The organism is Streptomyces sp. JK94 (assembly GCF_053613315.1).
In genome coordinates this window covers 555,532-580,667 of the sequence record NZ_JBSICH010000001.1, presented here as the reverse complement: position 1 = coordinate 580,667, position 25,136 = coordinate 555,532, and the positions used below count along the sequence as shown (strand labels likewise).

The 25,136-nt window shown below is 71.4% G+C and carries 18 protein-coding genes and 1 tRNA gene; 9 read left to right on the top strand and 10 right to left on the bottom strand.

Going from position 1 to position 25,136, the window contains the following annotated elements; all coding sequences use genetic code 11:
• Window positions 1–495: 495 nt before the first annotated feature.
• From ACVV2G_RS02700 to ACVV2G_RS02680, 5 genes are all read left to right on the top strand, one after another.
• A complete protein-coding gene (locus ACVV2G_RS02700) occupies window positions 496–1,731 on the top strand; it encodes a branched-chain amino acid ABC transporter substrate-binding protein (RefSeq protein WP_453840908.1) in 1,236 nt (411 codons plus the stop codon).
• A gap of 121 nt (window positions 1,732–1,852) precedes the next feature.
• On the top strand, window positions 1,853–2,785 hold the full coding sequence (locus ACVV2G_RS02695; RefSeq protein WP_453840907.1) for a branched-chain amino acid ABC transporter permease: 933 nt from the start codon (window positions 1,853–1,855) through the stop codon (window positions 2,783–2,785).
• A gap of 5 nt (window positions 2,786–2,790) precedes the next feature.
• Window positions 2,791–4,614: a branched-chain amino acid ABC transporter permease gene (locus ACVV2G_RS02690; protein WP_453840906.1), complete on the top strand. Its 1,824-nt coding sequence runs from the start codon at window positions 2,791–2,793 to the stop codon at window positions 4,612–4,614.
• A gap of 5 nt (window positions 4,615–4,619) precedes the next feature.
• Window positions 4,620–5,549, top strand: coding sequence for an ABC transporter ATP-binding protein (locus tag ACVV2G_RS02685; RefSeq protein ID WP_453840905.1), 930 nt, complete (start codon window positions 4,620–4,622; stop codon window positions 5,547–5,549).
• Window positions 5,546–6,262, top strand: a complete 717-nt coding sequence (locus tag ACVV2G_RS02680; RefSeq protein ID WP_453840904.1) for an ABC transporter ATP-binding protein — start codon at window positions 5,546–5,548, stop codon at window positions 6,260–6,262. The genes ACVV2G_RS02685 and ACVV2G_RS02680 overlap by 4 nt, the downstream gene beginning before the upstream one ends.
• Window positions 6,263–6,364: 102 nt before the next feature.
• On the opposite strand, the gene ACVV2G_RS02675 is transcribed toward ACVV2G_RS02680, so the two are convergent.
• The 5 genes from ACVV2G_RS02675 to ACVV2G_RS02655 form a co-directional block, all read right to left on the bottom strand.
• A complete protein-coding gene (locus ACVV2G_RS02675) occupies window positions 6,365–6,700 on the bottom strand; it encodes a hypothetical protein (RefSeq protein ID WP_453840903.1) in 336 nt (111 codons plus the stop codon).
• Window positions 6,701–6,764: 64 nt separating this feature from the next.
• Window positions 6,765–11,480 (bottom strand): putative T7SS-secreted protein, encoded by a 4,716-nt coding sequence (locus ACVV2G_RS02670; protein ID WP_453840902.1) that lies wholly within the window; start codon window positions 11,478–11,480, stop codon window positions 6,765–6,767.
• A gap of 2 nt (window positions 11,481–11,482) precedes the next feature.
• Window positions 11,483–12,130, bottom strand: a complete 648-nt coding sequence (locus ACVV2G_RS02665) for a hypothetical protein (protein WP_453840901.1) — start codon at window positions 12,128–12,130, stop codon at window positions 11,483–11,485.
• Window positions 12,127–12,534 carry a hypothetical protein gene (locus ACVV2G_RS02660; protein WP_453840900.1) on the bottom strand — a complete coding sequence of 136 codons (408 nt, stop codon included), beginning with the start codon at window positions 12,532–12,534 and terminating at the stop codon, window positions 12,127–12,129. Before ACVV2G_RS02660 ends, ACVV2G_RS02665 begins: the two co-directional genes overlap by 4 nt.
• Before the next feature lie 165 nt (window positions 12,535–12,699).
• Window positions 12,700–13,356: an ANTAR domain-containing response regulator gene (locus tag ACVV2G_RS02655; protein ID WP_453840899.1), complete on the bottom strand. Its 657-nt coding sequence runs from the start codon at window positions 13,354–13,356 to the stop codon at window positions 12,700–12,702.
• A gap of 101 nt (window positions 13,357–13,457) precedes the next feature.
• Here ACVV2G_RS02655 and ACVV2G_RS02650 point away from each other — a divergent pair.
• A tRNA-Leu gene (locus ACVV2G_RS02650) sits at window positions 13,458–13,532 on the top strand.
• Between the two features lie 208 nt (window positions 13,533–13,740).
• On the opposite strand, the gene pyk is transcribed toward ACVV2G_RS02650, so the two are convergent.
• Window positions 13,741–15,177: a pyruvate kinase gene (gene pyk / locus ACVV2G_RS02645; protein ID WP_453840898.1), complete on the bottom strand. Its 1,437-nt coding sequence runs from the start codon at window positions 15,175–15,177 to the stop codon at window positions 13,741–13,743.
• Between the two features lie 257 nt (window positions 15,178–15,434).
• Here pyk and ACVV2G_RS02640 point away from each other — a divergent pair, with 257 nt between their 5' ends.
• A complete protein-coding gene (locus ACVV2G_RS02640; RefSeq protein WP_453840897.1) occupies window positions 15,435–17,240 on the top strand; it encodes a bifunctional metallophosphatase/5'-nucleotidase in 1,806 nt (601 codons plus the stop codon).
• A 21-nt stretch (window positions 17,241–17,261) separates the two neighbouring features.
• On the opposite strand, the gene ACVV2G_RS02635 is transcribed toward ACVV2G_RS02640, so the two are convergent.
• The 4 genes from ACVV2G_RS02635 to ACVV2G_RS02620 form a co-directional block, all read right to left on the bottom strand.
• Window positions 17,262–18,674, bottom strand: a complete 1,413-nt coding sequence (locus tag ACVV2G_RS02635) for a lysine N(6)-hydroxylase/L-ornithine N(5)-oxygenase family protein (RefSeq protein WP_453840896.1) — start codon at window positions 18,672–18,674, stop codon at window positions 17,262–17,264.
• On the bottom strand, window positions 18,671–20,041 hold the full coding sequence (locus tag ACVV2G_RS02630) for a pyridoxal phosphate-dependent decarboxylase family protein (protein WP_453840895.1): 1,371 nt from the start codon (window positions 20,039–20,041) through the stop codon (window positions 18,671–18,673). Before ACVV2G_RS02630 ends, ACVV2G_RS02635 begins: the two co-directional genes overlap by 4 nt.
• Before the next feature lie 139 nt (window positions 20,042–20,180).
• Entirely contained in the window at window positions 20,181–22,679 is a 2,499-nt protein-coding gene (gene pepN / locus ACVV2G_RS02625) for an aminopeptidase N (protein ID WP_453840894.1), read from the bottom strand.
• 126 nt (window positions 22,680–22,805) lie between these two features.
• On the bottom strand, window positions 22,806–23,159 hold the full coding sequence (locus tag ACVV2G_RS02620; RefSeq protein ID WP_453840893.1) for a chorismate mutase: 354 nt from the start codon (window positions 23,157–23,159) through the stop codon (window positions 22,806–22,808).
• Between the two features lie 289 nt (window positions 23,160–23,448).
• Here ACVV2G_RS02620 and ACVV2G_RS02615 point away from each other — a divergent pair, with 289 nt between their 5' ends.
• Window positions 23,449–24,345: a hypothetical protein gene (locus ACVV2G_RS02615; protein WP_453840892.1), complete on the top strand. Its 897-nt coding sequence runs from the start codon at window positions 23,449–23,451 to the stop codon at window positions 24,343–24,345.
• Between the two features lie 28 nt (window positions 24,346–24,373).
• Entirely contained in the window at window positions 24,374–25,006 is a 633-nt protein-coding gene (locus tag ACVV2G_RS02610; RefSeq protein ID WP_453840891.1) for an SIMPL domain-containing protein, read from the top strand.
• Window positions 25,007–25,136: the final 130 nt, after the last annotated feature.

Sequence of the window (25,136 nt, the reverse complement as noted above, 5' to 3'; positions counted from 1 at the left end):
GACAAAGGCGCATTCCACCCGTAAGATCATCGCCACTCCACGAGCGACGGAATACGCGAAAACACCCCGGAACCTCGCATTCCTTTTTCTGCGCGTAACGCTGCGTAATGCGCGCGCAATACACGCCCGCGGTTTCATCCCGGGAACGCACTATGTGCGACACCCGTCCCACGCCCCCGGGGTCGCCTGCAGCAACAAATCCCGGTCATCACCAAAACGCCCCAGACGCCTGAACTCAGGCGGCCGTTCCTGCGGGTTCTCAGCATGCGGACAGGGCGAATCGGCCGGAATTCCGCCCTTCTTCCCCGCCAGTACCGCTCTGCATTACCCCGTGTCATAACAAGAGCGTCACAGCCTGAGTCAGACTCTCCTCCACGTTCCCCACACACGCTTAGAGTCACGGCCAGTCACCGCGCCGTCCGATTGTCACTTCGGCCCAGCGCTCGACTCGGCCGCTTCCACGGGGAAGCGGCCGTGCCAGGGAAAGGACTGATCGTGCGTCAACGTTCGCTCATCGCCATCACCGCCGCTCTGGCGGCGGGAGCACTCACCCTCACCGCCTGCGGCTCGCGCGACGACGACGGCGGCTCGGACTCCGGCAACGACGGCGGCGGCACCACCGTCGTCATCGGCGTCGACGCCCCGCTGACCGGCGACCTGTCCGCGCTGGGCCTCGGCATCAAGAACTCGGCGGACCTCGCGGCCAAGACCGCCAACAAGGACAAGCACGTCGAGGGCATCACCTTCAAGGTCGAGGCCCTCGACGACCAGGGCCAGCCCTCCGTGGGCCAGCAGAACGCCAGCCAGTTCGTCGCCGACGACGAGGTCCTCGGCGTGGTCGGCCCGCTCAACTCCTCGGTCGGCGAGTCCATGCAGCAGGTCTTCGAGTCCGGCACCATGGCCCTGGTCTCCCCGGCCAACACCGGCCCCTCGCTGACCCAGGGCCCGGACTGGCGCACGGAGAAGAAGCGCCCGTTCAAGACCTACTTCCGCACCGCGACCACCGACGCCATCCAGGGTCCGTTCGCCGCGCAGTACGTCTTCAACGACTTCAAGAAGACGAAGGCCTTCGTCATCGACGACAAGAAGACCTACGGCGCCGGTCTCGCCGGCACCTTCACCGACGAGTTCAAGAAGCTCGGCGGCCAGGTCGTCGGTACCGAGCACATCAACCCGGACACCAAGGACTTCTCCGCGGTCGCCACCAAGGTCAAGAACTCGGGCGCCGACGTCGTCTACTACGGCGGCGAATACCCGCAGGCCGGCCCGCTCAGCAAGCAGATCAAGGGCACCGGCGCCAAGATTCCGCTGGTCGGCGGTGACGGCATCTACAGCGCCGACTTCATCAAGCTCGCCGGCGCCAGCGGCACCGGCGACCTGGCCACCTCCGTGGGCGCCCCCGTGGAGGAACTGCCCTCGGCCAAGGAGTTCGTCGCCAACTACAAGGCCGGCGGCTACAAGGAACCCTTCGAGGCCTACGGCGGCTACTCCTACGACTCCGCCTGGGCCATCATCGAGGCCGTCAAGACCGTCGTCGAGAAGAACGACGGCAAGCTCCCCGACGACGCCCGCGCCCAGGTCGTCGAGGCCATGCAGAACGTCTCCTTCGACGGAGTGACCGGCAAGGTCTCCTTCGACGAGTTCGGTGACGCCACCAACAAGCAGCTGACCGTGTACGCCGTCGAGAACGGCGACTGGAAGGCCGTGAAGTCCGGCACCTACACCGGCTGAGTCGTCCGACGAGACACCCGCACCACCCGAGAGCCGCGCGGGGCGCTGTTGCACAGGCGCCCCGCGCGGACTCACACCCGGCCACATCCGTCGAACATCCGAACCTCTCGGAGGACATGCGGTGAACGAACTGCCGCAGCAGCTGGTCAACGGCCTGCTACTGGGATCCATGTACGGGCTGATCGCCATTGGCTACACGATGGTCTACGGCATCGTCCAGCTCATCAACTTCGCCCACGGCGAGATCTTCATGACCGGCGCCTTCGGCGCGCTCACGGTCTACATGTACGTCCTGCCCGACGGCACCTCCATGCTGATCGCCCTGCCCCTGATGATCCTCGGCGCCGTGATCGTCTCGGTGACCGTCGCCATCGGGGCCGAACGTTTCGCCTACCGCCCCCTGCGCGGTGGCCCCCGCCTCGCCCCGCTCATCACCGCCATCGGCCTCTCGCTCGCCCTCCAGCAGGCGGTCTGGGCCTGGTACCCCGACGCGAAGTCCGCCCGCACCTTCCCGCAGATCGAGGGCGGCCCCTTCCACATCGGCAGCATCACCCTCCAGACCGGCAGCATCTTCCTCCTCGTCGCCGCCCCCGTCAGCATGGCCTTCCTCGGCTACTTCGTCATGAAGACCCGCACCGGACGCGGCATGCAGGCCACCGCCCAGGACTCCGACACCGCCAAGCTGATGGGCGTCAACACCGACCGCATCATCGTGATCGCGTTCGCCCTCGGCGCCGTGTTCGCCGCCATCGGCGGAGTCGCATACGGCCTGGAGTACGGCCACGTCGACTTCAAGATGGGCTTCATCCTCGGGCTGAAGGCCTTCACGGCGGCCGTCCTCGGCGGCATCGGCAACATCTACGGCGCCATGATCGGCGGAGTCGTCCTCGGCGTCGCCGAAACCCTCGCCACCGCCTACATCGGCGACATCCCCGGCCTGGGGCAGTTCGGCAGCCAGTCCTGGGCGGACGTCTGGGCCTTCATCCTCCTCATCCTTGTGCTGTTGTTCAGGCCACAGGGCCTGCTCGGCGAGCGCGTCGCGGACAGGGCGTGACACCGATGACCACACAGACCACCGAAAAGACCCCGAACGCCCCCGCCACCGGCGCGGCAACCGGCCTCATCGGCATCCCCCCGCACCTCGGACGCGCCCTCGCCACCGGCGGCGGCCTCCTCACCGTCGTCTCCACCTTCCTCGCCTGGACCTGGACCGCCGCGTTCCCCGGCGACCTCACCGTCTACGGCTACCCGGGCGGCCTGCAGGTCCTCGTCCTCATCGGCGGCGCCCTGACCACCCTCTTCGGCCTCTCCTCCTACGGCCTCAAAGGCCTGCGCTGGCTCACCCCCGCCGGCGCCGACGCGGCGCTGAGATTCGCCGCGCTCGCCACCTTCGCGACCACCTGGTACACCGTCCTCGCCATCACCCTCCAGCTGGGCGGCCTGGTCAACCTCGAACCCGGCGCCTACACCGCGGCGATCGTCACCCTCGCCGCCCTCCTCGGCGCCCTCGCCCTCCCCTTCGAGCGCCCCGCGCCCGACCCCGTCGACCCCGACGAGAGCGGCTGGGACCTCGCCAGGCACCGCGCGGGTCACGGCTGGCAGACCGTCAAGGCCGCCTTCGCCTCCGGCGAGCCCCGCCCCGTGCCCGCCCTGCCCTCCTACGCCGAGATCCTCATCATCGTCGCGGTCCTCGCCGTCTGCCTCACCGTCTTCACCTACGGCATCGGCACCGAGTACGACGAACTCTTCGTCGGCTTCCTGATCACGGCCGGGTTCGGCTTCGCGGCCGCCCACAAGGCCGGGCTCATCCGCCAGGCCACCCAGATCACCGCACGGCACCAGACCGTCACCATCTGGGGCGCCTTCGTCGCCGCGGCGCTCTTCCCCTTCACCCAGACCGACGACCGGTACGCCACCATCGGCGTCTACATCCTGATCTTCGCCACCGTCGCCCTGGGCCTCAACATCGTCGTCGGCCTCGCCGGCCTCCTCGACCTCGGCTACGTCGCCTTCCTCGGCGTCGGCGCCTACGCCGCGGCCCTGGTCTCCGGCTCGCCCAGTTCACCGTTCGGCGTCCACTTCCCCTTCTGGGCCGCCGTCCTGGTCGGAGCCGCCGCCTCACTGGTCTTCGGCGTCCTGATCGGCGCCCCCACCCTGCGGCTGCGCGGCGACTACCTCGCCATCGTGACCCTCGGCTTCGGTGAGATCTTCCGCATCGCCGTCCTCAACATGGACGGCACCTCCGGACCCGACATCACCAACGGCTCCAACGGCATCTCGGCCGTGCCGGACCTGAAGATCCTCGGATTCGACCTCGGCGCCCGGCACGACATCCTCGGCGTCACCATCGGCCGGTTCGCCAACTACTTCTTCCTGATGCTGATCATCACCGCCGTCGTCGTCCTCGTCTTCCGGCGCAGCAGCGACTCCCGCATTGGCCGGGCCTGGGTCGCCATCCGCGAGGACGAGACCGCCGCCCTCGCCATGGGCATCAACGGCTTCCGCGTCAAACTGATCGCGTTCGCCGTGGGCGCCGCCCTCGCCGGCCTCGCCGGCACCGTCCAGGCACACGTCACCTACACCGTGACCCCCGAGCAGTACCTCTTCGCCGGTACGACACCGCCCAACTCCGCGTTCCTGCTCGCCGCGGTCGTCCTCGGCGGCATGGGCACCATCGGCGGGCCGCTCCTCGGCGCGGCACTCCTCTTCCTCATCCCCAACAAGCTCCAGTTCCTCGGCGACTACCAGCTCCTCGCCTTCGGACTCGCGCTCGTCCTGCTGATGCGGTTCCGCCCCGAAGGCCTCATCCCCAACCGGCGCCGCCAGCTGGAATTCCACGACAAGGCCGAAGCGCCCGCAGTCCTCGGCAAGACAGGGGCCTGACCACCATGACCACGGACACCACCACCAAGGGCACCACCCCGGGCGCCCCTGCCCCCGGCACCACGGTCCTCGACGCACGCGGCGTCACGATGCGCTTCGGCGGACTCACGGCCGTCAACGGCGTGGACCTCACCGTCAACAGCGGCGAGATCGTCGGCCTCATCGGCCCCAACGGCGCCGGCAAAACCACCTTCTTCAACTGCCTGACAGGCCTCTACACGCCCACCGAGGGCGAAGTCCGCTACAAGGACCAGGTGCTGCCGGCCAAGTCCTTCAAGGTGACGGCCGCCGGCATCGCCCGGACTTTCCAGAACATCCGCCTGTTCGCCAACATGACCGTCCTGGAGAACGTCCTCGTCGGCCGCCACACCCGCACCAAGGAGGGCTTCTGGTCAGCCGTCCTGCGCGGCCCCGGCTTCCACAAGGCCGAGGCCTCCTCCCGCCGACGTGCCATGGAACTGCTGGACTTCGTCGGCCTCGCCCCCAAAGCCGGCCACCTCGCCCGGAACCTGCCCTACGGCGAACAGCGCAAGCTGGAGATCGCCCGCGCCCTCGCCAGCGAACCGGGCCTGCTCCTCCTGGACGAGCCGACGGCCGGCATGAACCCCCAGGAGACACGCGCCACCGAGGAACTCGTCTTCGCCATCCGCGACCAGGGCATCGCCGTCCTCGTCATCGAGCACGACATGCGCTTCATCTTCAACCTCTGCGACCGCGTCGCCGTCCTCGTCCAGGGCGAGAAGCTCGTCGAGGGCGACAGCGCCACCGTGCAGGGTGACGAGCGCGTGGTCGCCGCCTACCTCGGCGAGCCCTTCGAGAACGCCCCCGGCGCGGCGGAGGCCGCCGAGGTCGAGGCCGCCGAGGTCGAGGCCACGGGGGCCGCCCAGGCCGACACCACCAAGGACACCGCGGCCGGCAAGGAGAACGACCGATGACCGCACTGCTCGAGGTCGAGGACCTCCGCGTCGCCTACGGCAAGATCGAGGCCGTCAAGGGCATCTCGTTCACGGTGGACGCCGGAGAGGTGGTCACCCTGATCGGCACCAACGGCGCCGGCAAGACCACCACCCTGCGCACCCTGTCCGGGCTCCTCAAGCCGGTCGGCGGCCAGATCAGGTTCGGCGGCAAGTCCCTCAAGAAGGTCCCCGCCCACCAGGTCGTCTCCCTCGGACTCGCCCACTCCCCCGAGGGCCGGCACATCTTCCCGCGCATGACGATCGAGGACAACCTCCGCCTCGGCGCCTTCCTGCGGAGCGACAAGCCGGGCATCGAGAAGGACATCCAGCGCGCCTACGACCTCTTCCCGATCCTCGGCGAACGCCGGAAGCAGGCCGCGGGCACCCTCTCCGGCGGTGAGCAGCAGATGCTCGCCATGGGCCGGGCCCTGATGTCCCAGCCCAAGCTGCTCATGCTGGACGAGCCCTCCATGGGCCTCTCGCCGATCATGATGCAGAAGATCATGGCGACCATCGCCGAGCTGAAGTCCCAGGGCACCACCATCCTGCTCGTCGAGCAGAACGCCCAGGCCGCCCTGTCCCTGGCCGACCACGGCCACGTCATGGAGGTCGGCAACATCGTCCTGTCCGGCAGCGGACAGGACCTCCTCCACGACGAGTCGGTCCGCAAGGCCTATCTCGGCGAGGACTGAGCCGGGAGCACACCGCGCGAGCGGACCGCCCCCTCATGAGGCGGCGGTCCGCTCGTTCCCCGCCGGTCCACGTGGTCCTCGGCTCCGCAGCGCGGCCGGGGGCTACTCCAGCTCCGCCGCGCGCCGCTTGAGGTCCTCCGCCTCCGCGTCCCAGTCGGGACCGAAGCACAGCAGGTCGGCGGCGGCCTCGCGCAGCAGCTCCGGATCGTCCGGGCTCTGGAGGCAGGCCAGCCGGTAGGCGAGGTTGCGGGCCCACGGCGGAAGCGCCATCCAGTCCTCGGCGAGGACCTCGCGCAGCATCCCCCGGATCTCGTCCGCACTCGCGAAAGTGACCTTCTCGACGAACTCCCGGACGGCGTCCCGGACCTCCCGGCTCTCGGCACCGGCCTCGTCCAGGGAACGGCCGAGGCTCCTGGCCACCGACGTCAGCTCGGACATCTCTTCCTTCTCACGACAGCGCTCTCCACAGGGTGGACCGACCCTAGCACCGGCCGGAGGACGGTCAGTTCAGCCAGTACGTGGACAGCTGGTAGGCGCCGTCCGGCCGCTGGATGACGCGGTACCCGACATCGTGCCCGTCGATCTGCACCGTCCGCTCCAACGGCCCGGTGAACCCCGGCCCCGGCTTGGGCACCGTGCCGCCGCCGTCCATGTGCCGGTACACGTCGGAGACGATCGCCTGCTCGATCCGGTCGGGGTCCAGGCCGGTGGTCCGCAGGTCGTTCCGGTCGCCGCCCGGACCGGTGTGGGCGCGGTCGTAGCCGTGACCGGTGTTGAAGTGCCACTCGTCGTCACCGACCCTGGCCGACCGCTTGAGGTCCTGGCCCTCGCCCTTGGAGGTGTACTCGCCGATCGCCGGCCCCTCGCCGTCCTTGTACGGCGACAGACCGAGCGGGTCGCAGACCGTGCTGGGATTGTGCACGTAGGCGACCGGGTTCGGGGCCGGTGCCAGACCCAGCGGGTCGGGAGAGGTGTACCGGCCGGTCTCCGGGTCGTAGTGACGGAACAGGTTGTAGTGGAGACCGGTCTCCGCGTCGTAGTACTGCCCCGGGAAACGAAGCGGCGTGTACGCGGTGCTCGAACGGTTCCAGGCGGTCGTTCCCCACAGGGTGGCGCGGGTGCGCCAGGCGACGTCACCCGATGCGTCGACCAGCTCGGTGGGCGCGCCGATCAGGTCCGTCGCCATGGCGAAGAAGCGCCGGTCGACCTCCTCCTGACGGGCGTCCGCGGTCAGGATGCGCTCCGTCTGGGCGAGCGGCACGAGACCGCGGTGGTCCCAGGTCAGCACCACCGGGTTCGGCGTTTCGGCACCGACCGAGACCTGCTCGCACAGCGTGGTGCCGTCCCAGGTGAACCGGACCTCCTCGACGACCGTCCCGCCGTCACCGGCGAGACGCTCCTTCGCGGTGCGCCGGCCCAGCGGGTCGTAGCGGTACCGCCAGCGGGTGCCGTCCGGAGTGGTCACGCCGACGAGGCGGTCCTCGGCGTCCCACACGTAGCGCCACGTGTCGGGTTTGCGGGAGAGCCGGGTCTTCTGCCGCACGACCACGCGGCCGAGGGCGTCGTACTCGAAGCGCACACCGCCCGCCCGCGTGACGGTGGTACCGGTGTAGGCCCGGGGGCCGGTGGCCTCGTGGCCGGGGTGCGACGCGGGCCAGGCTGCCTCGGTCTGGTTCCCGGAGGCGTCGTACGCGTACCGCTCGGTCCATCCGCCCGCGTGAACGGCCGTGACCCGCCCCACCGGGTCGAGGTCGAGGGTACGGACGCCCGACAGCCCGTCGGACACCTCGCTGAGGTGACCATCGGCACGGTAACCGTACGAACGGGAGTTCAGCGTGCGGGACCCGGTCGCCAGACGCTGCTCGGACAGCCGGCCGGCCTCGTCCCAGGCGGAGGTGAGGACGAGGGAGTCACCGAACACGCGCGCCAGCTCCCGGCCCGCCGCGTCGTGGGTGAACGAGACCGTGCGGCCCCCGGCGACCACCCGGGTGGGACGGCCCGCGGCGTCGTACGCGAAGGTGGTCACGTGACCGGTCGGCGTGACCCGGCGGTTCCGGCGGCCCGCGGCGTCGTAGCCGTAGTCGACGGCACGGCCGTCGACCAGCTCGGTCTTCAGCCGGCCCGCCCGGTCGTAGCGGCGCATCAGCTCACCGTCGGGGCCGTGGGCGTGGACGAGACGCCCGGCGCGGTCGTACGCGTACGCGGTGACCCGGCCGGCGGCCTCCTTGCGGACGACCCGGCCGCGTTCGTCGTGTGCGTACGAGACGGTGCCGCCGCCGTGGTCCACACGCGCCGTGAGCTGCCCGGCCGCGTCGAGGCGGTAGGTGACGGTCCGCCCGTCGAAGTCCGTCTCGGCGACCGGCCGGCCCGCCCTGTCGTACGCGTAGCTCCAGGTCAGACCCTGCGGGTCGACGACCCGGGTCAGCCGCAGGCCCGCGTCGTACGCGAAGTCGAGACGCGAACCGTCCGGACGCGTACGGGAGGTGACCAGGTCGAAGTGCGTGTACGTGTAACGCGACACCCCGCCGGCCGCGTCGGTGTGGGTCAGGCAGTTGCCCTCCCCGTCGTACGTCCACGACTCCACGGCACCGTCCGGGCCGACCCGCCGCCCGAGCCGGCCGTCCACGGTCCACGCGAGCCGGGTCACCCCGCCCACCGGATCGGTGATCCGCACCAGACGGCCCAGCGCGTCGCGTTCCAGCCGGGTGATCCCGCCGGCCGGGTCCGTGACCTCGACCGGCAGCCCGGCGGCGTCGCACCGCACCGTGGTGAGGGCACCGAGCGCGTCGGTGACGGACGTCGGGCGGCCGGCACCGTCGAAGGACCACCGCGTGGTGTGCCCCGCCGGGTCGGTGATCGCGGTGCGGTTGCCCCGCTCGTCGAACTCCTGCAGCCAGCGCGCCCCGTCCGGGCCCCGCAGCGAGGTCGGCAGGCCGAGCGGACCACGCTCGGCCCGCAGCTCGCTGCCGTCGGCGTGCGTGACGGTGACGAGCCGGCCGTCCTCGTCGTGTCCGTACGCGGTGGTACGTCCCAACGCGTCCGTGCGGCTGAGCAGACGGCCCCGCGCGTCATGGGTGAACCGCGTGGTGTTCCCGAGCGGATCGGTGGTGGCCAGGACACGGCAGCCGCGACCGAGCAGATGGCGGGTGACGGCACCGTCGGCCGTGGTGAGCGTCGTCGTACGGCGGCCGGTCCCGGGGTCCGGCTCGGTGTACGCGAGGGTGATCTGGACGTGTCCGTCCTCGCCCCCCTCGGCGACGACACGGTCGCGGTCGTCGTACACGTACGCGTACCGGCTCCCGTTGGAGTCGATCCAGGCGGTGACGCGGCGGCGGTCGTCGTAGACGAACGTCGTGGTGGCGCCGGACGGTCTGGTGACGGCGGTGAGGTTGCCGTCCTGGTAGCCGTAGGCCATCAGGGGCAGGTCGGCGCCGTCCTCACCCGCGCCCGCCAGCGACAGCGCGGTCACCCGGCCGTCGGTGGTGGCCAGCTTCACCGCGCGGCCCGCCGAGTGGACGAGGGCCAGGGGCAGGCCGTCGTCGGTGCGGTCGACGGTGAGCGTGTGACCGTTGCGTTCGGTGACGGAGGTCAGCCAGGCGGTTCCGTCACCACCGGGTTCGCTGCCCACCGGGGCGGTGAAGCGGCGGACCAGGCCGGTGTCGGTGTCGGTGACCGTGTAGTCGCCGCCGGCATCCCGCGCGAGCCGGGTCCGTCCCGTGCCCGACTCGGGGCGTGCCGGGGTGCCGGGCAGCGGGTGCGGGTACGTGATCAGCAGGCCGTCGGCGGTGACGTGGACGACGCCCACCGGGTCGACGTGCAGGCGCTCGTCGACCGTGGACGTCCAGGACACGCCGAGGAAGCGGCCGGTCGTGCAGCCCGACTCGGTGCGGCGGGTGAACTCCAGCGGCAGGACGCCCGGAATGCGCACGTCGGTCTGGGGCAGGAACATCCGCCCCGACGCCAGGTCCACCGGATCCGTGCCGTCCGTGGTGCGCTCCGCGTCGGGACGGTCGTGCGTGCCCTGCGGGGCGTCGTCCACCAGTCTGCGCACCCGCGCCGCGTCGGCGGCGTCGGCGGCGATCCGCACACCCTTGACCGCCGCGCCGCCGCCCCCGGTCGCCGCGGTCAGCGCGAGGTCCGGGATCAGCCGGCCGAACCCCTCGGCCGGGTCCTTCATGAAGTCGCCGACCATCTGCCTGCCCGTGCCGACCGGGTCGTTGGCCGCCACCACCAGCCCCGCCGCCAGGCTGTTGAGCGACGTCGCGTACTCCGCGGGGTGCGTGATGTTGTACGGATCCATCGGGTTGACACTGCGGACGAAGTTCAGCAGCCCCGCGGTGCCCTTGATGACGCCACCGCCGACATGGTCGCCGATGATCTGCAGCTCCTGGAGACCGCCACCGGCCTGATCGGCGTACGACGGCTTCTGCGGCGCCTTGTCACGCGCCGCACGCACCGCGCCGCGCGCGGTCTCCGCGGCGGTGTTGCGCTGTTTGCGCGCCTCGGCCAGCAGGTCCTGCGCCTCCTGCATCAGCTTCTTGCCCGGATCGTCGAAGGTCGGCGCCGGACACGGCGGCAGCATCGACGGGTCCCGCTTGTCCGGGGCCTGCGCGTTGTAGCGGTCGACGGCCTTGTTGTAGTCGTCGACCTTCTTGCGGTGGGCGTCCGCCGCCGCCTCCGACGCCTTGACGCCCTCCTTCCACTTGTCGATCGCCGTCTGCGCCTGGCCCTGTGCCCATGTCACGGTCCCCGCGAACGCCTCCAGCGCGGCCGCCGCCGCCTCACAGGCGTCCGCACCCCCGAACCACTTCGGCGGCTGGGTCCGCACCGCCCTGCGCAGGGCCTCGGCGGCCTCCCCCTTCAGCTCGGAGGAGTCCAGGCCCTTGAGGCCCTCTCCGACACCGTCGAACGACGACTGGAAACCCCGCAGCCGCTCGGCGGTCGACCGGATCTTCGACGCGCTGCCGTACACCAGCTTCGTCTTGTCCTCGGTCTGCCCGAGATCCATCTCGTCGACCTCGGCGCCCATCCGGTTCGCCACCGAACGGGACTGCTCCCGTACCCAGTCCGCACCGGACTGCCAGCCCACGTCGTCCAGCCGGTCCGCCGTCCAGTCGCCGGCGTCCTCGACCCGGTTGCCGACCCACTCGACACCGTCCTCGACCGCGTTCTCCACCGAGTCCGGTGTGATGTCGCTGATGAAACCGCCGATACCCACGCTCAGTTCCCCCCGGACTCACCCTGTTGCTGCGCCCGTTCCTGCGGCGACGGGCCGAACGTGTCGTCCAGCGCCTGGTCGAACCGGTCGTCGGAGACCCCGAGCACCTCGTTGAGCAGCTGCGCCCGGCGCCCGCCCTCACCCTCGGTCAGGACGGTGCGGCCGGTGTCCTTCCAGGTCTGCGAGATGTCCTGCCCCGCCTGCTCGAACGACTGCGCGCTCCAGTCCGGGTTGAGATGGTCCGGCGTGAACACGTCGCCCCAGCCCTGCCGGATGATCTCCTCCTCCGAGGCGTGCGGACTACCGCCCATCACCGAGTTCACCCCGACCTTCAGCGTTCCCTCGACGTACTGGTCGTGCTCCCACTGCGTGCCCGCCGCGAGCCCCAGCCGGCCGGCGATCGCGCTCGCGTCGTGGACCAGGGCGCGCACGCCCCACTCCCAGCGCTCGCAGAAGTCCTCGAAGTCGGTCGACAGCCCGTGGTGTCCGGCCTCCATGCCGGTCATCGCCAGCCCGGAGAAGCCCTTGCCCATCACCGAGCCCGTGGCGTCGCCGACCTCGCCGAGCTGGTCGATGGTGTCGCCGAGTCCCTTGGTGAACTTCGCGACCGCCGCCTTGCCGAACTGCACGTCCGGCCCGTCCCCGCTCATGCCCGGCCCTCCTCGCCCGTGTCCACGGCAGCCCCGTCCGGCACGATCCCGGCCACCGGCGGAAAGAACATCGACCCGTCCTGCGTCGCGATGTCCACCGCGAGTCCCGCCGGCTCACCCAACGACGGCACGATCTCGTCGACGATCCGGGCGCCGAGCAGCTCGGCGTACTCCAGCGACCGCCCACCGGGCGCGTGGTGCAGGGCGAACCGGGCCAGTGCCGCCTCGTCGGTGAAGCCGCAGACCCACCGCACCCCGCCCGACCGCGCACTCCACAGACCGCCGTCGGCCAGCGGAACCAGCAGCGTCGATCTGCGCATCTCGCCCACCAGCGCCCGCGGGTCCCCCAGCCCTGCCCGCCGCTCGGCGATCCGCTCGGCGAGCGCCGTCTCCGCCTGCTCCACAGCTCCTCCCCCGTTCCGGTGCTTGGCGGCACCCTAGAACAGGACGCGGCCTCTGAGGGTCACGGTTTCGTGGGACACGGTTTCGTGCGGGGAGGGTGAGGAGGACACGACGAGGCCCGCGCCCCCCGCCACACGGGGGACACGGGCCTCGCGGAGCACCGGACGTCAGCCCTTGGACGCCTTCTTCTCCTCGGCGTCCTGGATGACCGCCTCGGCGACCTGCTGCATCGACATCCGCCGGTCCATCGACGTCTTCTGGATCCACCGGAACGCGGCCGGCTCGGTCAGGCCGTACTCCGTCTGGAGCACCGACTTGGCCCGGTCCACCAGCTTGCGGGTCTCCAGCCGCTGGCTGAGGTCCGCGACCTCCTTCTCCAGCGTCTTCAGCTCCGTGAAGCGCGAGACGGCCATCTCGATCGCCGGGACGACGTCGCTCTTGCTGAACGGCTTCACCAGGTATGCCATGGCTCCGGCGTCCCGGGCCCGCTCCACGAGGTCGCGCTGCGAGAAGGCGGTCAGCATCAGCACCGGCGCGATGCTCTCCCCGGCGATCCGCTCGGCCGCGGAGATGCCGTCCAGCTTGGGCATCTTCACGTCGAGAATGACGAGGTCCGGCCTGTGCTCGCGGGCCAGCTCCACGGCCTGCTCCCCGTCCCCGGCCTCGCCGACGACGGAGTACCCCTCCTCCTCCAGCATCTCTTTGAGGTCCAGCCGGATGAGCGCCTCGTCCTCGGCGATGACGACACGGGTCGTCAGCGGGGGCACGTGCGACTGGTCGTCGTCGTTCGCGTCGGCGGGCTGGGGCGACTCGGGGGCGGTCACGTGGGGCTCCTCGTTCGGGGCAGGGGTACTGCTGACAAGAGCCTACCTAGCTGCGGTAAGGTGGACGCGCGGAGGGTCGGGGGAAACCTTCGATTCCGCGGGCCCCGGTAGCCCAATTGGCAGCAGGCAATGGATTCAAAACCCATACAGTGTCGGTTCGAGTCCGACCCGGGGCACTTTTCCTTGTTTCCCAAGGTTGCCGTCAGCGAGTGGATGTCCACGTTCCCGTGCACATCCACTCTTTGCCGTGTGCCCCCCGCGACCACCGCGGCCCCTTCCCCGTATTCCTCACATTCCTCGTATTCGTCACATTCCTCGTCTCCGTAGCCCGCGAAGCCTCCGCACCCCTCGGGGACGGCCTCCGCGCCGGCCCCGGGTACGGGCTCACTCGGGACTGTCGTCCTCCCCGATGTGGTGCACCCGCACCAGGTTGGTCGTGCCCGACACCCCGGGCGGGGAGCCCGCCGTGATGACCACGACGTCGCCCTTCTCGCAGCGCCCGTACCGGGTGAGCAGTTCGTCCACCTGGTCGACCATCGCGTCGGTGGAGTCCACGTGCGGGCCGAGGAAGGTCTCCACCCCCCAGGTGAGGCTCAGCTGGGAACGCGTCGCCGGCTCGGGGGTGAAGGCGAGCAGCGGAATGGGCGAGCGGTAGCGGGACAGGCGGCGGACGGTGTCGCCGGACTGGGTGAAGGCGACGAGAAACCTGGCGCCCAGGAAGTCGCCGATCTCCGCCGCCGCGCGGGCGACCGCGCCGCCCTGGGTGCGGGGCTTGTTGCGTTCGGTCAGCGGGGGCAGCCCCTTGGCCAGGACGTCCTCCTCCGCCGCCGCGACGATCCGGGCCATCGTGCGCACCGTGTCGATCGGGTGTTTGCCGACGCTGGTCTCGCCGGAGAGCATCACGGCGTCGGTGCCGTCGATCACGGCGTTGGCGACGTCGGAGGCCTCGGCGCGGGTCGGGCGGGCGTTGTCGATCATGGAGTCGAGCATCTGGGTGGCGACGATGACCGGTTTGGCGTTGCGCTTGGCGAGCTTGATGGCACGCTTCTGGACGATCGGCACCTGTTCGAGGGGCATTTCGACGCCGAGGTCGCCGCGGGCGACCATGATGCCGTCGAAGGCCGCGACGATGTCCTCGATGTTCTCGACGGCCTGCGGTTTCTCGACCTTGGCGATGACGGGGAGGCGGCGGCCCTCCTCGTCCATGACGCGGTGGACGTCCAGCACGTCCCGGCCGCTGCGGACGAAGGAGAGGGCGATCACGTCGAACCCGGCGTGCAGGGCCCAGCGCAGGTCGTCCTCGTCCTTCTTGGACAGGGCGGGAACGGAGACGGCGACGCCGGGGAGGTTGAGGCCCTTGTGGTCGGAGACCATGCCGCCCTCGACGACCTCGGTGCGGATCCGGGGGCCGTCGACGCCGGTGACCTCCAGGCAGACCTTGCCGTCGTCGACGAGGACGCGTTCGCCGGGGGTGACGTCGGCGGCGAGGCCGGCGTAGGTGGTGCCGCAGGTGTGGCGGTCGCCTTCGACGCCCTCCTCCACGGTGATGGTGAAGGTGTCGCCGCGTTCGAGGAGTACGGGTCCTTCGGTGAAGCGGCCGAGGCGGATCTTCGGGCCTTGAAGGTCGGCGAGGGCGCCGACGCTGCGGCCGGTTTCGTCGGACGCCTTCCGGACACGGTGATAGCGCTCTTCGTGTTCGGCGTGGGTGCCGTGGCTGAAATTGAAGCGGGCGATGTCCATTCCGGCCTCGACCAGGTCTTTGATCCGGTCGTACGAGTCGGTGGCGGGCCCAAGAGTGCAGACGATTTTCGCTCGGCGCATGAGCCGAGCCTATGACGTACCGACCAGTAGCGAATGGGTCGTACGTGACCACCCAGCCACGGCCGGGTGAAGGGTTGTTGACAAGTGTTGCATGGTGCGCCGGGGTGCTCCGACGAGCATTCCCGGCGCTCATATCGCCTTTTCGGGCGAGTGGGCGGACGCCTGTTGACACGCGGCGTGATCAGGAAGGAATCTACGCGCGTCAGGGAATCTACGCGCGTTGTCGATGACACGTCGCCGCCCGAGGAGAGCCACCCATGCCGTTGAACCGCCGGAAGTTCCTGAGCAGGTCCGCCGTGACGGGGGCGGGGGTATCGCTGACCGGTGCGGCGGCGGCTCCGGCGGCACAGGCGGCCCCCGCGCACCGCACCCGCAGGAAGCCCAAGCGGTACGCGCTGACCGTGCTGGGCACGACCGACCTGCACGGGCACGTCTTCAACTGGGACTACTTCAAGGACGCCGCGTACGCGGACTCGGCGGGCAACGCCCAGGGCCTGGCCCGGGTCTCCACGCTGGTGGATCAGGTGCGCGAGGAGAAGGGCCGCCACCACACGCTCCTGCTGGACGCGGGCGACACCATCCAGGGCACCCCGCTGGCCTACTACTTCGCGAAGGTGGAGCCGATCACCGCGAAGGGCGGCCCGGTGCACCCGATGGCGCAGGCGATGAACGCGATCGGGTACGACGCGGTGGCGCTCGGCAACCACGAGTTCAACTACGGCATCGAGACGCTGCGCAGGTTCGAGGAGCAGTGCGACTTCCCGCTGCTCGGCGCCAACGCGGTCGACGCGAAGACGCTGAAGCCGGCCTTCCCGCCGTACTTCATGAAGACGTTCCGGGTGAAGGGCGCACCGCCGGTGAAGGTGGCGGTGCTGGGGCTGACCAATCCGGGCATCGCGATCTGGGACAAGGCGTACGTGCAGGGGAAGCTGGCCTTCCCCGGTCTGGAGGAGCAGGCGGCCAAGTGGGTGCCGAAGCTGCGCTCGATGGGTGCGGACGTCGTGGTCGTGTCGGCGCACTCCGGGTCGTCGGGCACGTCGTCCTACGGTGACCAGATCCCGTACGTGGAGAACGCGGCGGCCAATGTGGCGAGGCTGGTCCCGGGCATCGACGCCATCCTGGTCGGGCACGCGCACGTGGAGATCCCGGAGCTGAAGGTCGTCAACGAGGAGACCGGCAGGACGGTCGTGCTGTCGGAGCCGCTGTGCTACGCCGAGCGGCTCACGCTGTTCGACTTCGAGCTGGTCTTCGAGCGGGGGCGCTGGCGGGTCGAGTCGGTCAAGGCGTCGCTGCGCAACACCAACACGGTCGCCGACGACCCGCGGATCACCCGGCTGCTGTCGGACGAGCACGCGAAGGTGGTGGCGTACGTCAACCAGGTCGTCGGCACCGCGACCGAGACGCTGACGACGGTCGAGGCGCGGTACACGGACGCCCCGGTCATCGATCTGATCACGAAGGTGCAGGAGGACGTGGTCAGGGAGGCGCTGGCCGGTACGGAGTACGCCTCGCTGCCCGTTCTCGCGCAGGCGTCGCCCTTCTCGCGGACCTCGCAGATCCCGGCGGGCGAGGTGACGATCCGGGATCTGTCGGGCCTGTACGTGTACGACAACACCCTGGTGGCGAAGTTGATGACGGGTGCGCAGCTGCGGGCGTACCTGGAGTACTCGGCGGAGTACTACGTGCAGACGGCGGCCGGTGCGCCGGTGGACGTCGACAAGCTGACCAACGCGAACGGCCGTCCGGACTACAACTACGACTACGTGTCGGGGCTGACGTACGAGATCGACATCGCGCAGGCGCCCGGTTCGCGGGTGCGCGACCTCGCGTACGACGGTGCTCCGCTGGACGACGCCCGGCAGTTCGTGCTGGCGGTGAACAACTACCGGGCCAATGGCGGGGGCGCCTTCCCGCACGTGGCGGCGGCCAAGGAGCTGTGGTCGGAGTCGACGGAGATCCGGACGCGGATCGCCGAGTGGGTGACGGCGAGGGGTGTGCTGGACCCGGCGGACTTCGCGTCGGTGGACTGGTCGTTGACGCGGGACGGTGTGCCGGTGTTCTGAGCCGGAGCGTCCGGGGCGGCCTCAGGCTCCCTCGACCAGCGGGGTCAGTGTCCGGTGGTCGCGTGCGGAGGGGATCTGGGGCCGCCCCCGTTCCAGGCCGAAGGCGGTGAAGGCGGTGCGGGCCGGCAGCGGGTACGGCTCCTGCCCGGTGAGGTCGTTGAGGATGGTGGCGCTGCGCCAGGCGGCGAGGCCGAGGTCGGGGGCGCCGACGCCGTGGGTGTGGGTCTCGGCGTTCTGGACGTAGACGCGGCCCGTGACGCAGGGGTCGAGGACGAGGCGGAAGCGGTCGTCGACGCGGGGGCGTTCGCGGCTGTCGCGGCGCATGTAGGGGTCGAGGCCGGCGAGGACGCGGCCGAGGGGGCGTTCGCGGTAGCCGGTGGCGAGGACGACGGCGTCGGTGGTGAGGCGGGAGCGGGTCCTCTGCTGGGTGTGTTCCAGGTGCAGTTCGAGCTGGGTGGTGGCGAGGCGGCCGGCGGTGCGGACGTGGACGCCGGGGGTGAGGACGGTGTCGGGCCAGCCGCCGTCGAGGGTGCGGCGGTAGAGCTCGTCGTGGATCGCGGCGGTGGTGTCGGCGTCGATGCCCTTGTGCAGCTGCCACTGTCCGGCGACGAGGCGGTCGCGGACCGGTTCGGCGAGGGCGTGGAAGTAACGGGTGTAGTCGGGGGTGAAGTGTTCCAGGCCGAGCTTGGAGTACTCCATGGGCGCGAAGGCCTCGGTGCGGCCGAGCCAGTGCAGCTTCTCGCGGCCGGCGGGCCGGTGGCGCAGGAGGTCGAGGAAGATCTCGGCGCCGGACTGGCCGGTGCCGATGACGGTGACGTGTCCGGCGGCGAGGAGCGCCTCGCGGTGGTCGAGGTAGTCGGCGGCGTGGAGGACGGGGGCGCCGGGGGCGCCGACGAGGGGTTTGAGCGGGTCGGGGACGTACGGTTCGGTGCCGACGCCGAGGACGACGTTGCGGGTGTGGGTGCGACCGAGGGCTTCGGCTTCCCCGTCGGCGCCGAGCTGGGTGTAGTCGACCTCGAAGAGGTCGCGTTCGGGGTTCCAGCGGACGGCGTCGACCTGGTGGTGGAAGCGGAGGGTGGGGAGGCCCTCGGCGACCCAGCGGCAGTAGGCGTCGTACTCGGCGCGCCGGGTGTGGAGGCGTTCGGCGAAGTAGAAGGGGAAGAGGCGTTCGCGGGCTCTGAGGTGGTTGAGGAAGCTCCAGTCGCTGGTGGGATCGGCGAGGGTGACGAGGTCGGCGAGGAAGGGCACCTGAACGCGCGCGCCGTCGAGGAGCAGGCCGGGGTGCCAGTGGAAGGCGGGGCGCTGCTCGTAGAAGACGGTGTGGAGGCCGGTGAGCGGGTCGGCCAGTGCGGCGAGGGAGAGGTTGAAGGGGCCGATGCCGATGCCGACGAGGTCGCGGGGGGTGTCCGGCGGGGGGCAGGGGGCGGGGTTCACCGGGCGGTGTGTCCTTCCAGGGTGGTGTGCACGAGGGCCAGGAGGGCGGCCAGGTCGTCGGGCCGGGTGTGGGGGTTGAGGAGGGTCGCCTTGAGCCAGAGCCGGCCGTCGGCGCGGGCGCGGCCGAGGACGGCGCCGCCGGTGGTCAGGAGGGTGCGACGGGCGGCGGCGACGGCTTCGTCGGTGGCGTGGGCGGGCCGGAACAGGACGGTGCTGATGGTGGGCGGGGCGTGCAGTTCGAAGCCGGGGTGGTCGTGGACGAGGGCGGCGAAGTGTGCGGCGAGTGCGCAGACGTCGTCGACGAGGGCGCCGAGTCCGGTGCGGCCGAGGGTCTTGAGGGTGACGGCGATCTTGAGGATGTCGGGGCGGCGGCTGGTGCGCGGGGAGCGGCCGAGGAGGTCGGGGAGGCCCGCGTCCGTGTCGTCGCCGGCGTTGAGGTAGTCGGCGTGGTGGTGGAGTGCGGCGAGGTCGTCGGGGTCCTTGACGGTGAGGAGGCCGGCGGCGATCGGCTGCCAGCCGAGTTTGTGCAGGTCGAGGGTGACGGTGTGGGCGGCCTCCAGTCCGGCGAGTTGGGGGCGGTGCCGGTCGCTGAAGAGGAGTCCGGCGCCGTAGGCCGCGTCGACGTGGAGGCGGGCGCCGTGGGCGGCGCAGCGGTCGGCGATCTCGGGCAGCGGGTCGACGAGGCCGGCGTCGGTGGTGCCGGCGGTGGCGACGACGAGGTGGGGGCCGGGGACCTGGGTGAGTGCCGTGTCGAGGGCGGCGGGGTCGAGGGTGCCGGCCGGGGCGGGGACGGAGACGGGCTCGGGCAGTCCGAGGAGCCAGGCGGCGCGGGGCACCGAGTGGTGGGCGCCCGCCGCGTGGACCAGCCGCAGGTTCGCGCCGTGTGCTTCGCGGGCGAGCAGGACGGCGAGTTGGTTGGACTCGGTGCCGCCGGTGGTGACGAGCGCGTCGGCGGCGCCGGTTTCCCGGGCGAGGGCGCGGGTGACGAGGGCTTCCAGCGCGGAGGCGGCCGGCGCCTGGTCCCAGGAGTCGAGGGACGGGTTGAGGGCGCTCGCGGCGAGGTCGGCGGCGGTGGCGACGGCGAGGGGGGCGCCGTGCAGGTGGGCGGCGCACAGGGGGTGCGCGGGGTCGGCCGCGCCTTCGGCGAGTGCGGTGACCAGGGCACGCAGTGCGTCGGGGTCGCCCCGGTCGGGCAGGATCTCGCCGGCCGCGTCCGCCACGCGGGCGGCGACGGCGTCGGGGCCGCCGGCCGGCAGGGGGCCGCCGCGTGCGGCCGTGCCGGTGCGCAGGGCCTCCAGCACGGTGTCGAGGAGGGGCCGCAGGGCGTCGGGGCCGTGCGGGCCCGAGGCGAGGGGCGGCAGGCCCATGGGCTGTCCTCCGGGCGTGAGGGGGTTCCAGCCTGCACGGGGTGGCGCGGGTACGCCCGGACAGCCCAACGATGTCAACCCGAAAGGGGGATGCCCGCGGCCGGCCGCCCCGGCGGGAGGGGACCGGCCGCGTGCGGGCTCAGCGGGTGTCCGGCTCCCGTACGCGCAGGGCGCGGGCCAGGTCGTCGAGCTGGTCGGTGAGCTTGCGGCGCAGGGCGGGGAGGGGCTCGGCGTCGCGCAGGCACGCCTGGCCGAGGCGCAGGTTGCCGGCGTCCACGGCGTGGGCGGGGAAGGCCCAGCGGCCGGCGGCATCGGCGATGGCGGGGCCGCGGCGGGCGGCGACGGCGACCGCCTCGGGGTAGTAGCGCGGTACGAAATCCTGTACCAGATCGGCCTGCTCGGGCTGCCAGAAGCCCTGGGCGGTGGCGGTGAACAGGTAGTTGGAGAGGTCGTCGGAGGCGAACATGGCCTCCCAGGCCCGGTTCTTGGCCCCGGGATCGGGGAGGGCGGCGCGGCAGCGGGCGGCGCCTTCCCGGCCGGTGGCGCTCGGGTCGCGTTCGAGTTCGGCGGCGATGGCGGTCTCGTCGGTGGCGCCGAGGACGGCGAGACGGGTGAGGATGCGCCAGCGCAGCTCGGGGTCGAGTTCGGGACCGCCGGGGACGGTACCGTCGGCGAGCCAGGCGGCGATGGTGTCGGGGTGGGCGGCGGTGGCGATGCGGTGGCGTACGGCGATGAGGCGCAGCCCGGGGTGGTCGCCGTCCTCGGTGCGGCGGATGAGGTCGCGGCACAGCTCGGTGAGGGTCGTCAGGGCGGCGGGCCGCTGCTCGGGAGTGAGGTAGCGGTCGGCGACCTGGGCGGTGGCGAAGGTGAGGACGCCGTCGACGAGGGCGAGGTCGGTTTCGCGCGGGAGGTGGGCGCGGGCGATGTCCAGGTAGGCGCCGGCGGGGAGTTCGCCGTCGCGGACGGCGTCCCGGAGGGCGTTCCAGACCACGGCGCGGGTGAGCGGGCCGGGGATGCCGAAGAGGTCGGTGCGCAGGCCGTGGAAGGAGTGGGGGTCGAAGCGGATCTTGGCGTAGCTCAGGTCGCCGTCGTTGAGGACGATCAGCGCGGGGAGCTTGCCGATGGGCCGGGGTTCACCCTGGGGGACGTCGAGGTGGAGGCGTTCGCGCAGGGTGAGCCGGCCCTCGTCGGTGAGGTCCTGGTCGTAGAGGCCGACGGCGATGCGGTGGGGCCGGGTGCCGGTGCGGTCGACCGTGAGGACGCGGCTGCCGTTCTCGCCGGTGACGTGCGGGGTGAGGGTGTCGACGCCGGTGGTGCGCAGCCAGGCGTCGGCCCAGGCGTGGACGTCCCGGTCGGTGGCGGCGGCGAGGGAGTCGATGAAGTCGGCGAGGGTGGAGTTGGCGAACTTGTGCCGGTCGAAGTGGATGTTGATGCCGGCCAGGAAGTCCTTCTCGCCGAGCCAGGTGACGAGTTGCCGCAGGGCGGAGGCGCCCTTGGCGTAGGAGATGCCGTCGAAGTTGAGGAGGGCGGAGGCGGTGTCGCCGACGTTCTCGGGGGCGACGGGGTGGGTGGAGGGGCGCTGGTCGGCGTCGTAGCCCCAGGGCTTGCGGGCGACGCCGAAGTCGGTCCAGGTGCCGGTGAAGCGGGTGGCCTCGGCGACGACCTGGTAGCCCATGTACTCGGCGAAGGACTCGTTGAGCCAGATGTCGTCCCACCACTTGAGGGTGACGAGGTCGCCGAACCACATGTGGGCCATCTCGTGCGCGATGACGACGGCGCGGAGCTGCCGCTCGGCGTCGGTGACGGCGGAGCGGTGGACGTACTCCTCGCGGAAGGTGACCAGCCCGGGGTTCTCCATGGCCCCGGCGTTGAACTCGGGGACGAAGGCCTGGTCGTAGGAGTCGAAGGGGTAGGGCTCGGTGAACTTCTCGTGGTAGCGGTCGAAGCAGGCGCGGGTGACCTCGAGCAGTTCCTCGGCGTCGGCGTCCAGGTGGGGGGCGAGGGAGCGGCGGCAGTGGATGCCGAAGGGCAGGCCGCGGTGCTCGGTGCGCACGGAGTGCCAGGGTCCGGCGGCGACGGCGACCAGGTAGGTGGAGATCGGTGGGGTCGTGGCGGCCTTCCAGTGGCCGTCGCCGGTGTGTTCGGTGGTGCCGTTGGCGAGGACGGTCCAGCCCCGGGGTGCCGTGACGGTCAGGTCGAAGACGGCTTTCAGGTCGGGCTGGTCGAAGGCGGCGAAGACGCGCTGGACGTCGTCCAGGAACAGTTGCGTGTAGACGTATGTCTCGCCGTCGCTGGGGTCGGTGAAGCGGTGCATGCCCTCGCCGGTGCGGGAGTAGTGCATGGCCGCCTCGACGCGCAGTTCGTGCTCGCCGGGGGTGAGGTTCTTCAGCGTGAGCCGGTCGCCGGCCAGGGCGGCCGGGTCGAGGGGGTGTCCGTCCAGGGTGGCGGTGCGCAGCTCGGCGGGCTTGACCTCGACGAAGGTCTCCGTGGTGCCCGTCCCGCCGCGGACGGTGAACCGGACGACGGTGCGGGAGTCGAAGGTGTCCTCGCCCCGCGTCAGGTCGAGGTCGATCGCGTAGTGGTGGACGTCGAGGAGCCGGGCACGGGTCTGCGCTTCGTCGCGCGTCAGTACGGACATGGACGCCATGCTGCCTGATGGGGTCGGCAGGGCACAGAGGCGGTTCCGTACGCGGGGTATGTCCGGTCCGTCGGGGGCCCGGCGCGCTCCCCGGCGTGCGCCCCCCCCCTGGTGGGAGCGGAGGGGTCAGCGGGAGGCGGGGGGTGTGCCGTCGTCGCCGTTGCTCTCCGCGATGCGCTCGTGGTGGTGGATCACCTCGGCGATGATGAAGTTCAGGAACTTCTCGGCGAACGCCGGGTCCAGTTTGGCGCTTTCGGCGAGCGCGCGCAGCCGGGCGATCTGCTTCGCCTCGCGGGCCGGGTCGGCGGGCGGGAGCTGGTGCCGGGCCTTGAGGTGGCCGACCTGCTGGGTGCACTTGAAGCGCTCGGCGAGCATGTGGACGACGGCCGCGTCGATGTTGTCGATGCTGTCCCGCAGTCGGGCCAGTTCCTCGCGGACGGCGGGGTCGGCGGCAGCGGTACCGGTGTTGCTGGTGGTCATGGGCGCCCACCCTACGGGCGGACGCCGGGCGGTCGCAGTCCGTCTCAGGCCCCGAGAACCCGTCCGGCGGCGTCCGGTCCCGTGCCGACGCCCTTGTGGACGTACCCGTCCTCGTGGCCTCCGGGTACGGCTCCGTTTCCGGCGGCCGGGCCGGGCCGGGCTTGGCGAACGGTGCGCGCCGGACGGCGCGGCGCCTCCCGTACGGCCGGTGGCGCGGCGCTTCCCGTACGACCGGTGGAGCGCTCCTCGTACAGTGGGAGGAGGCTTCAGGCGTCCCGGGGGTTCAGGCGTGGCGAACGGCGGACCGGTCGAGCACGGTTACCCGCACCTGGAGACGGTGCGGGCCGCCGTCACGGCGCTGTACCGGCGGTTGTCGTACGACACCGTGCGGATGTTCTCGGCCAGTGTGGCCCCGGCCGACGTGGCGTTCCGCGACACCGACGACCTGTATCCGGGCGCGCAGCGGGTGGCCCACGAACTGGTGCGTCACTACCGGCTGCCCGATGCCCGGATGATCGTCTCCTTCCGGGAGATGACGCACGCGGCGAGTGTCGAGCTGGCGGCGGGGCCCGAGTACTTCATCGAGCTGAACGACCGGTTCCGCACGCATCGCCGGGACATCGGGGCGGCGCTGGCGCACGAGGTGATGCACGTGTACCTGCACCGCCTGGGCCTGTCCTTCCCCGGCACCCGGGACAACGAGATCCTCACCGACACGGCGGCGGCCTACCTGGGCGCCGGCTGGCTGCTGCTGGACGCCTACCGGGAGGACCCGGTGTCGTCGCAGAAGCTGGGGTATCTGACGCCGGAGGAGTTCGGCTACGTGGTGGCCAAGCGGGCGCTGGTCTTCGGTGAGGACCCCTCGGTGTGGTTCACCAGTCCGCAGGCCCACACGGCGTATGTGCGGGGCCTGGCCCGGGCCCGCCGGGACGGGCGGCAGCCGCCGCTGGCGGCGGCCGGCTGGGCGGGCCGCCGCCGCTACGCCCGGGACCGCCGCCACGCCCAGGACCCGCGCGCCGCCGCCCTTCCGGCGGAGGGGCCGTACTCCTTCACGGCGGACGGGCGCGATCCGCTGCGGGTGTCGTTCCCCTGCCCGACCTGTCACCAGCGGATCAGGGTGCCGGTGCGGGGGCGGGTGCGGGCGCGGTGCGGGCTGTGCCGGACGGTCCTGGAATGCGACACCTAGAACGGGTGGACGATGCTTCAATGCCCGCATGACGGAGACGATCGGCGAGCCCTGGGGGCTCAGTGTGTCCGGCGCGGGCAGTGTGCGGGTCGAGCCGCAGCTGGCGCGGGTGAGTCTGGCGGTGGACGTGCTGGAGCCCGCGCCCGACCGGGCCTTCGAGGTGGCCGGCAGAGCCGTGGCCGGGCTGCGCGAGGTGCTGCGCCGGCACGGCCTGCCGGACGCCTCGGTCTCGGGCTCCCGGCTCCGGCTCAGCTCGGAGTACGGCTACGGCGGTGAGCGGACGTTCCTCGGTTACCGCTGCCAGGCCTCGTACACCGTGGAGACGGCGGCGCTGGACGGTCTGCAGCAGTTGATCGTGGACGCGGTGGACGCGGGCGCGCACCGGATCGACGACGTCGTGTTCGACGTGCACGACAAGCCGGCGATGCGCGACGAGGCCCGCCGCAGGGCCGTGGCCGCCGCCCGTCGCAAGGCCGAGGTGTACACGGAGGCGGCGGGCGTGCGGCTGGGCCCGGTGGTGCACATCCAGGACGTGGACGCCGAGTCGTTCCACCAGTACCGGGGCCACGGCGGCGGGGACGGCGGTTCGGCCGGTGACCTGGCGCCGGGGATGGTGGAGGTGTCGGCGGGTGTGGTGCTGGGGTTCTCCCTGGCCCACTGAGACCGTCCCGGGCCGCCTCGGGCCGTGTCCCGGGCCGCCTCGGGTCCTCGGGGTCGCCTCGGACCGTCCTCGGGCCGATTCGAGCCGTCCTCGGAGCATCCTCGGACCGTCTCGGACCGCCTCGGACCAT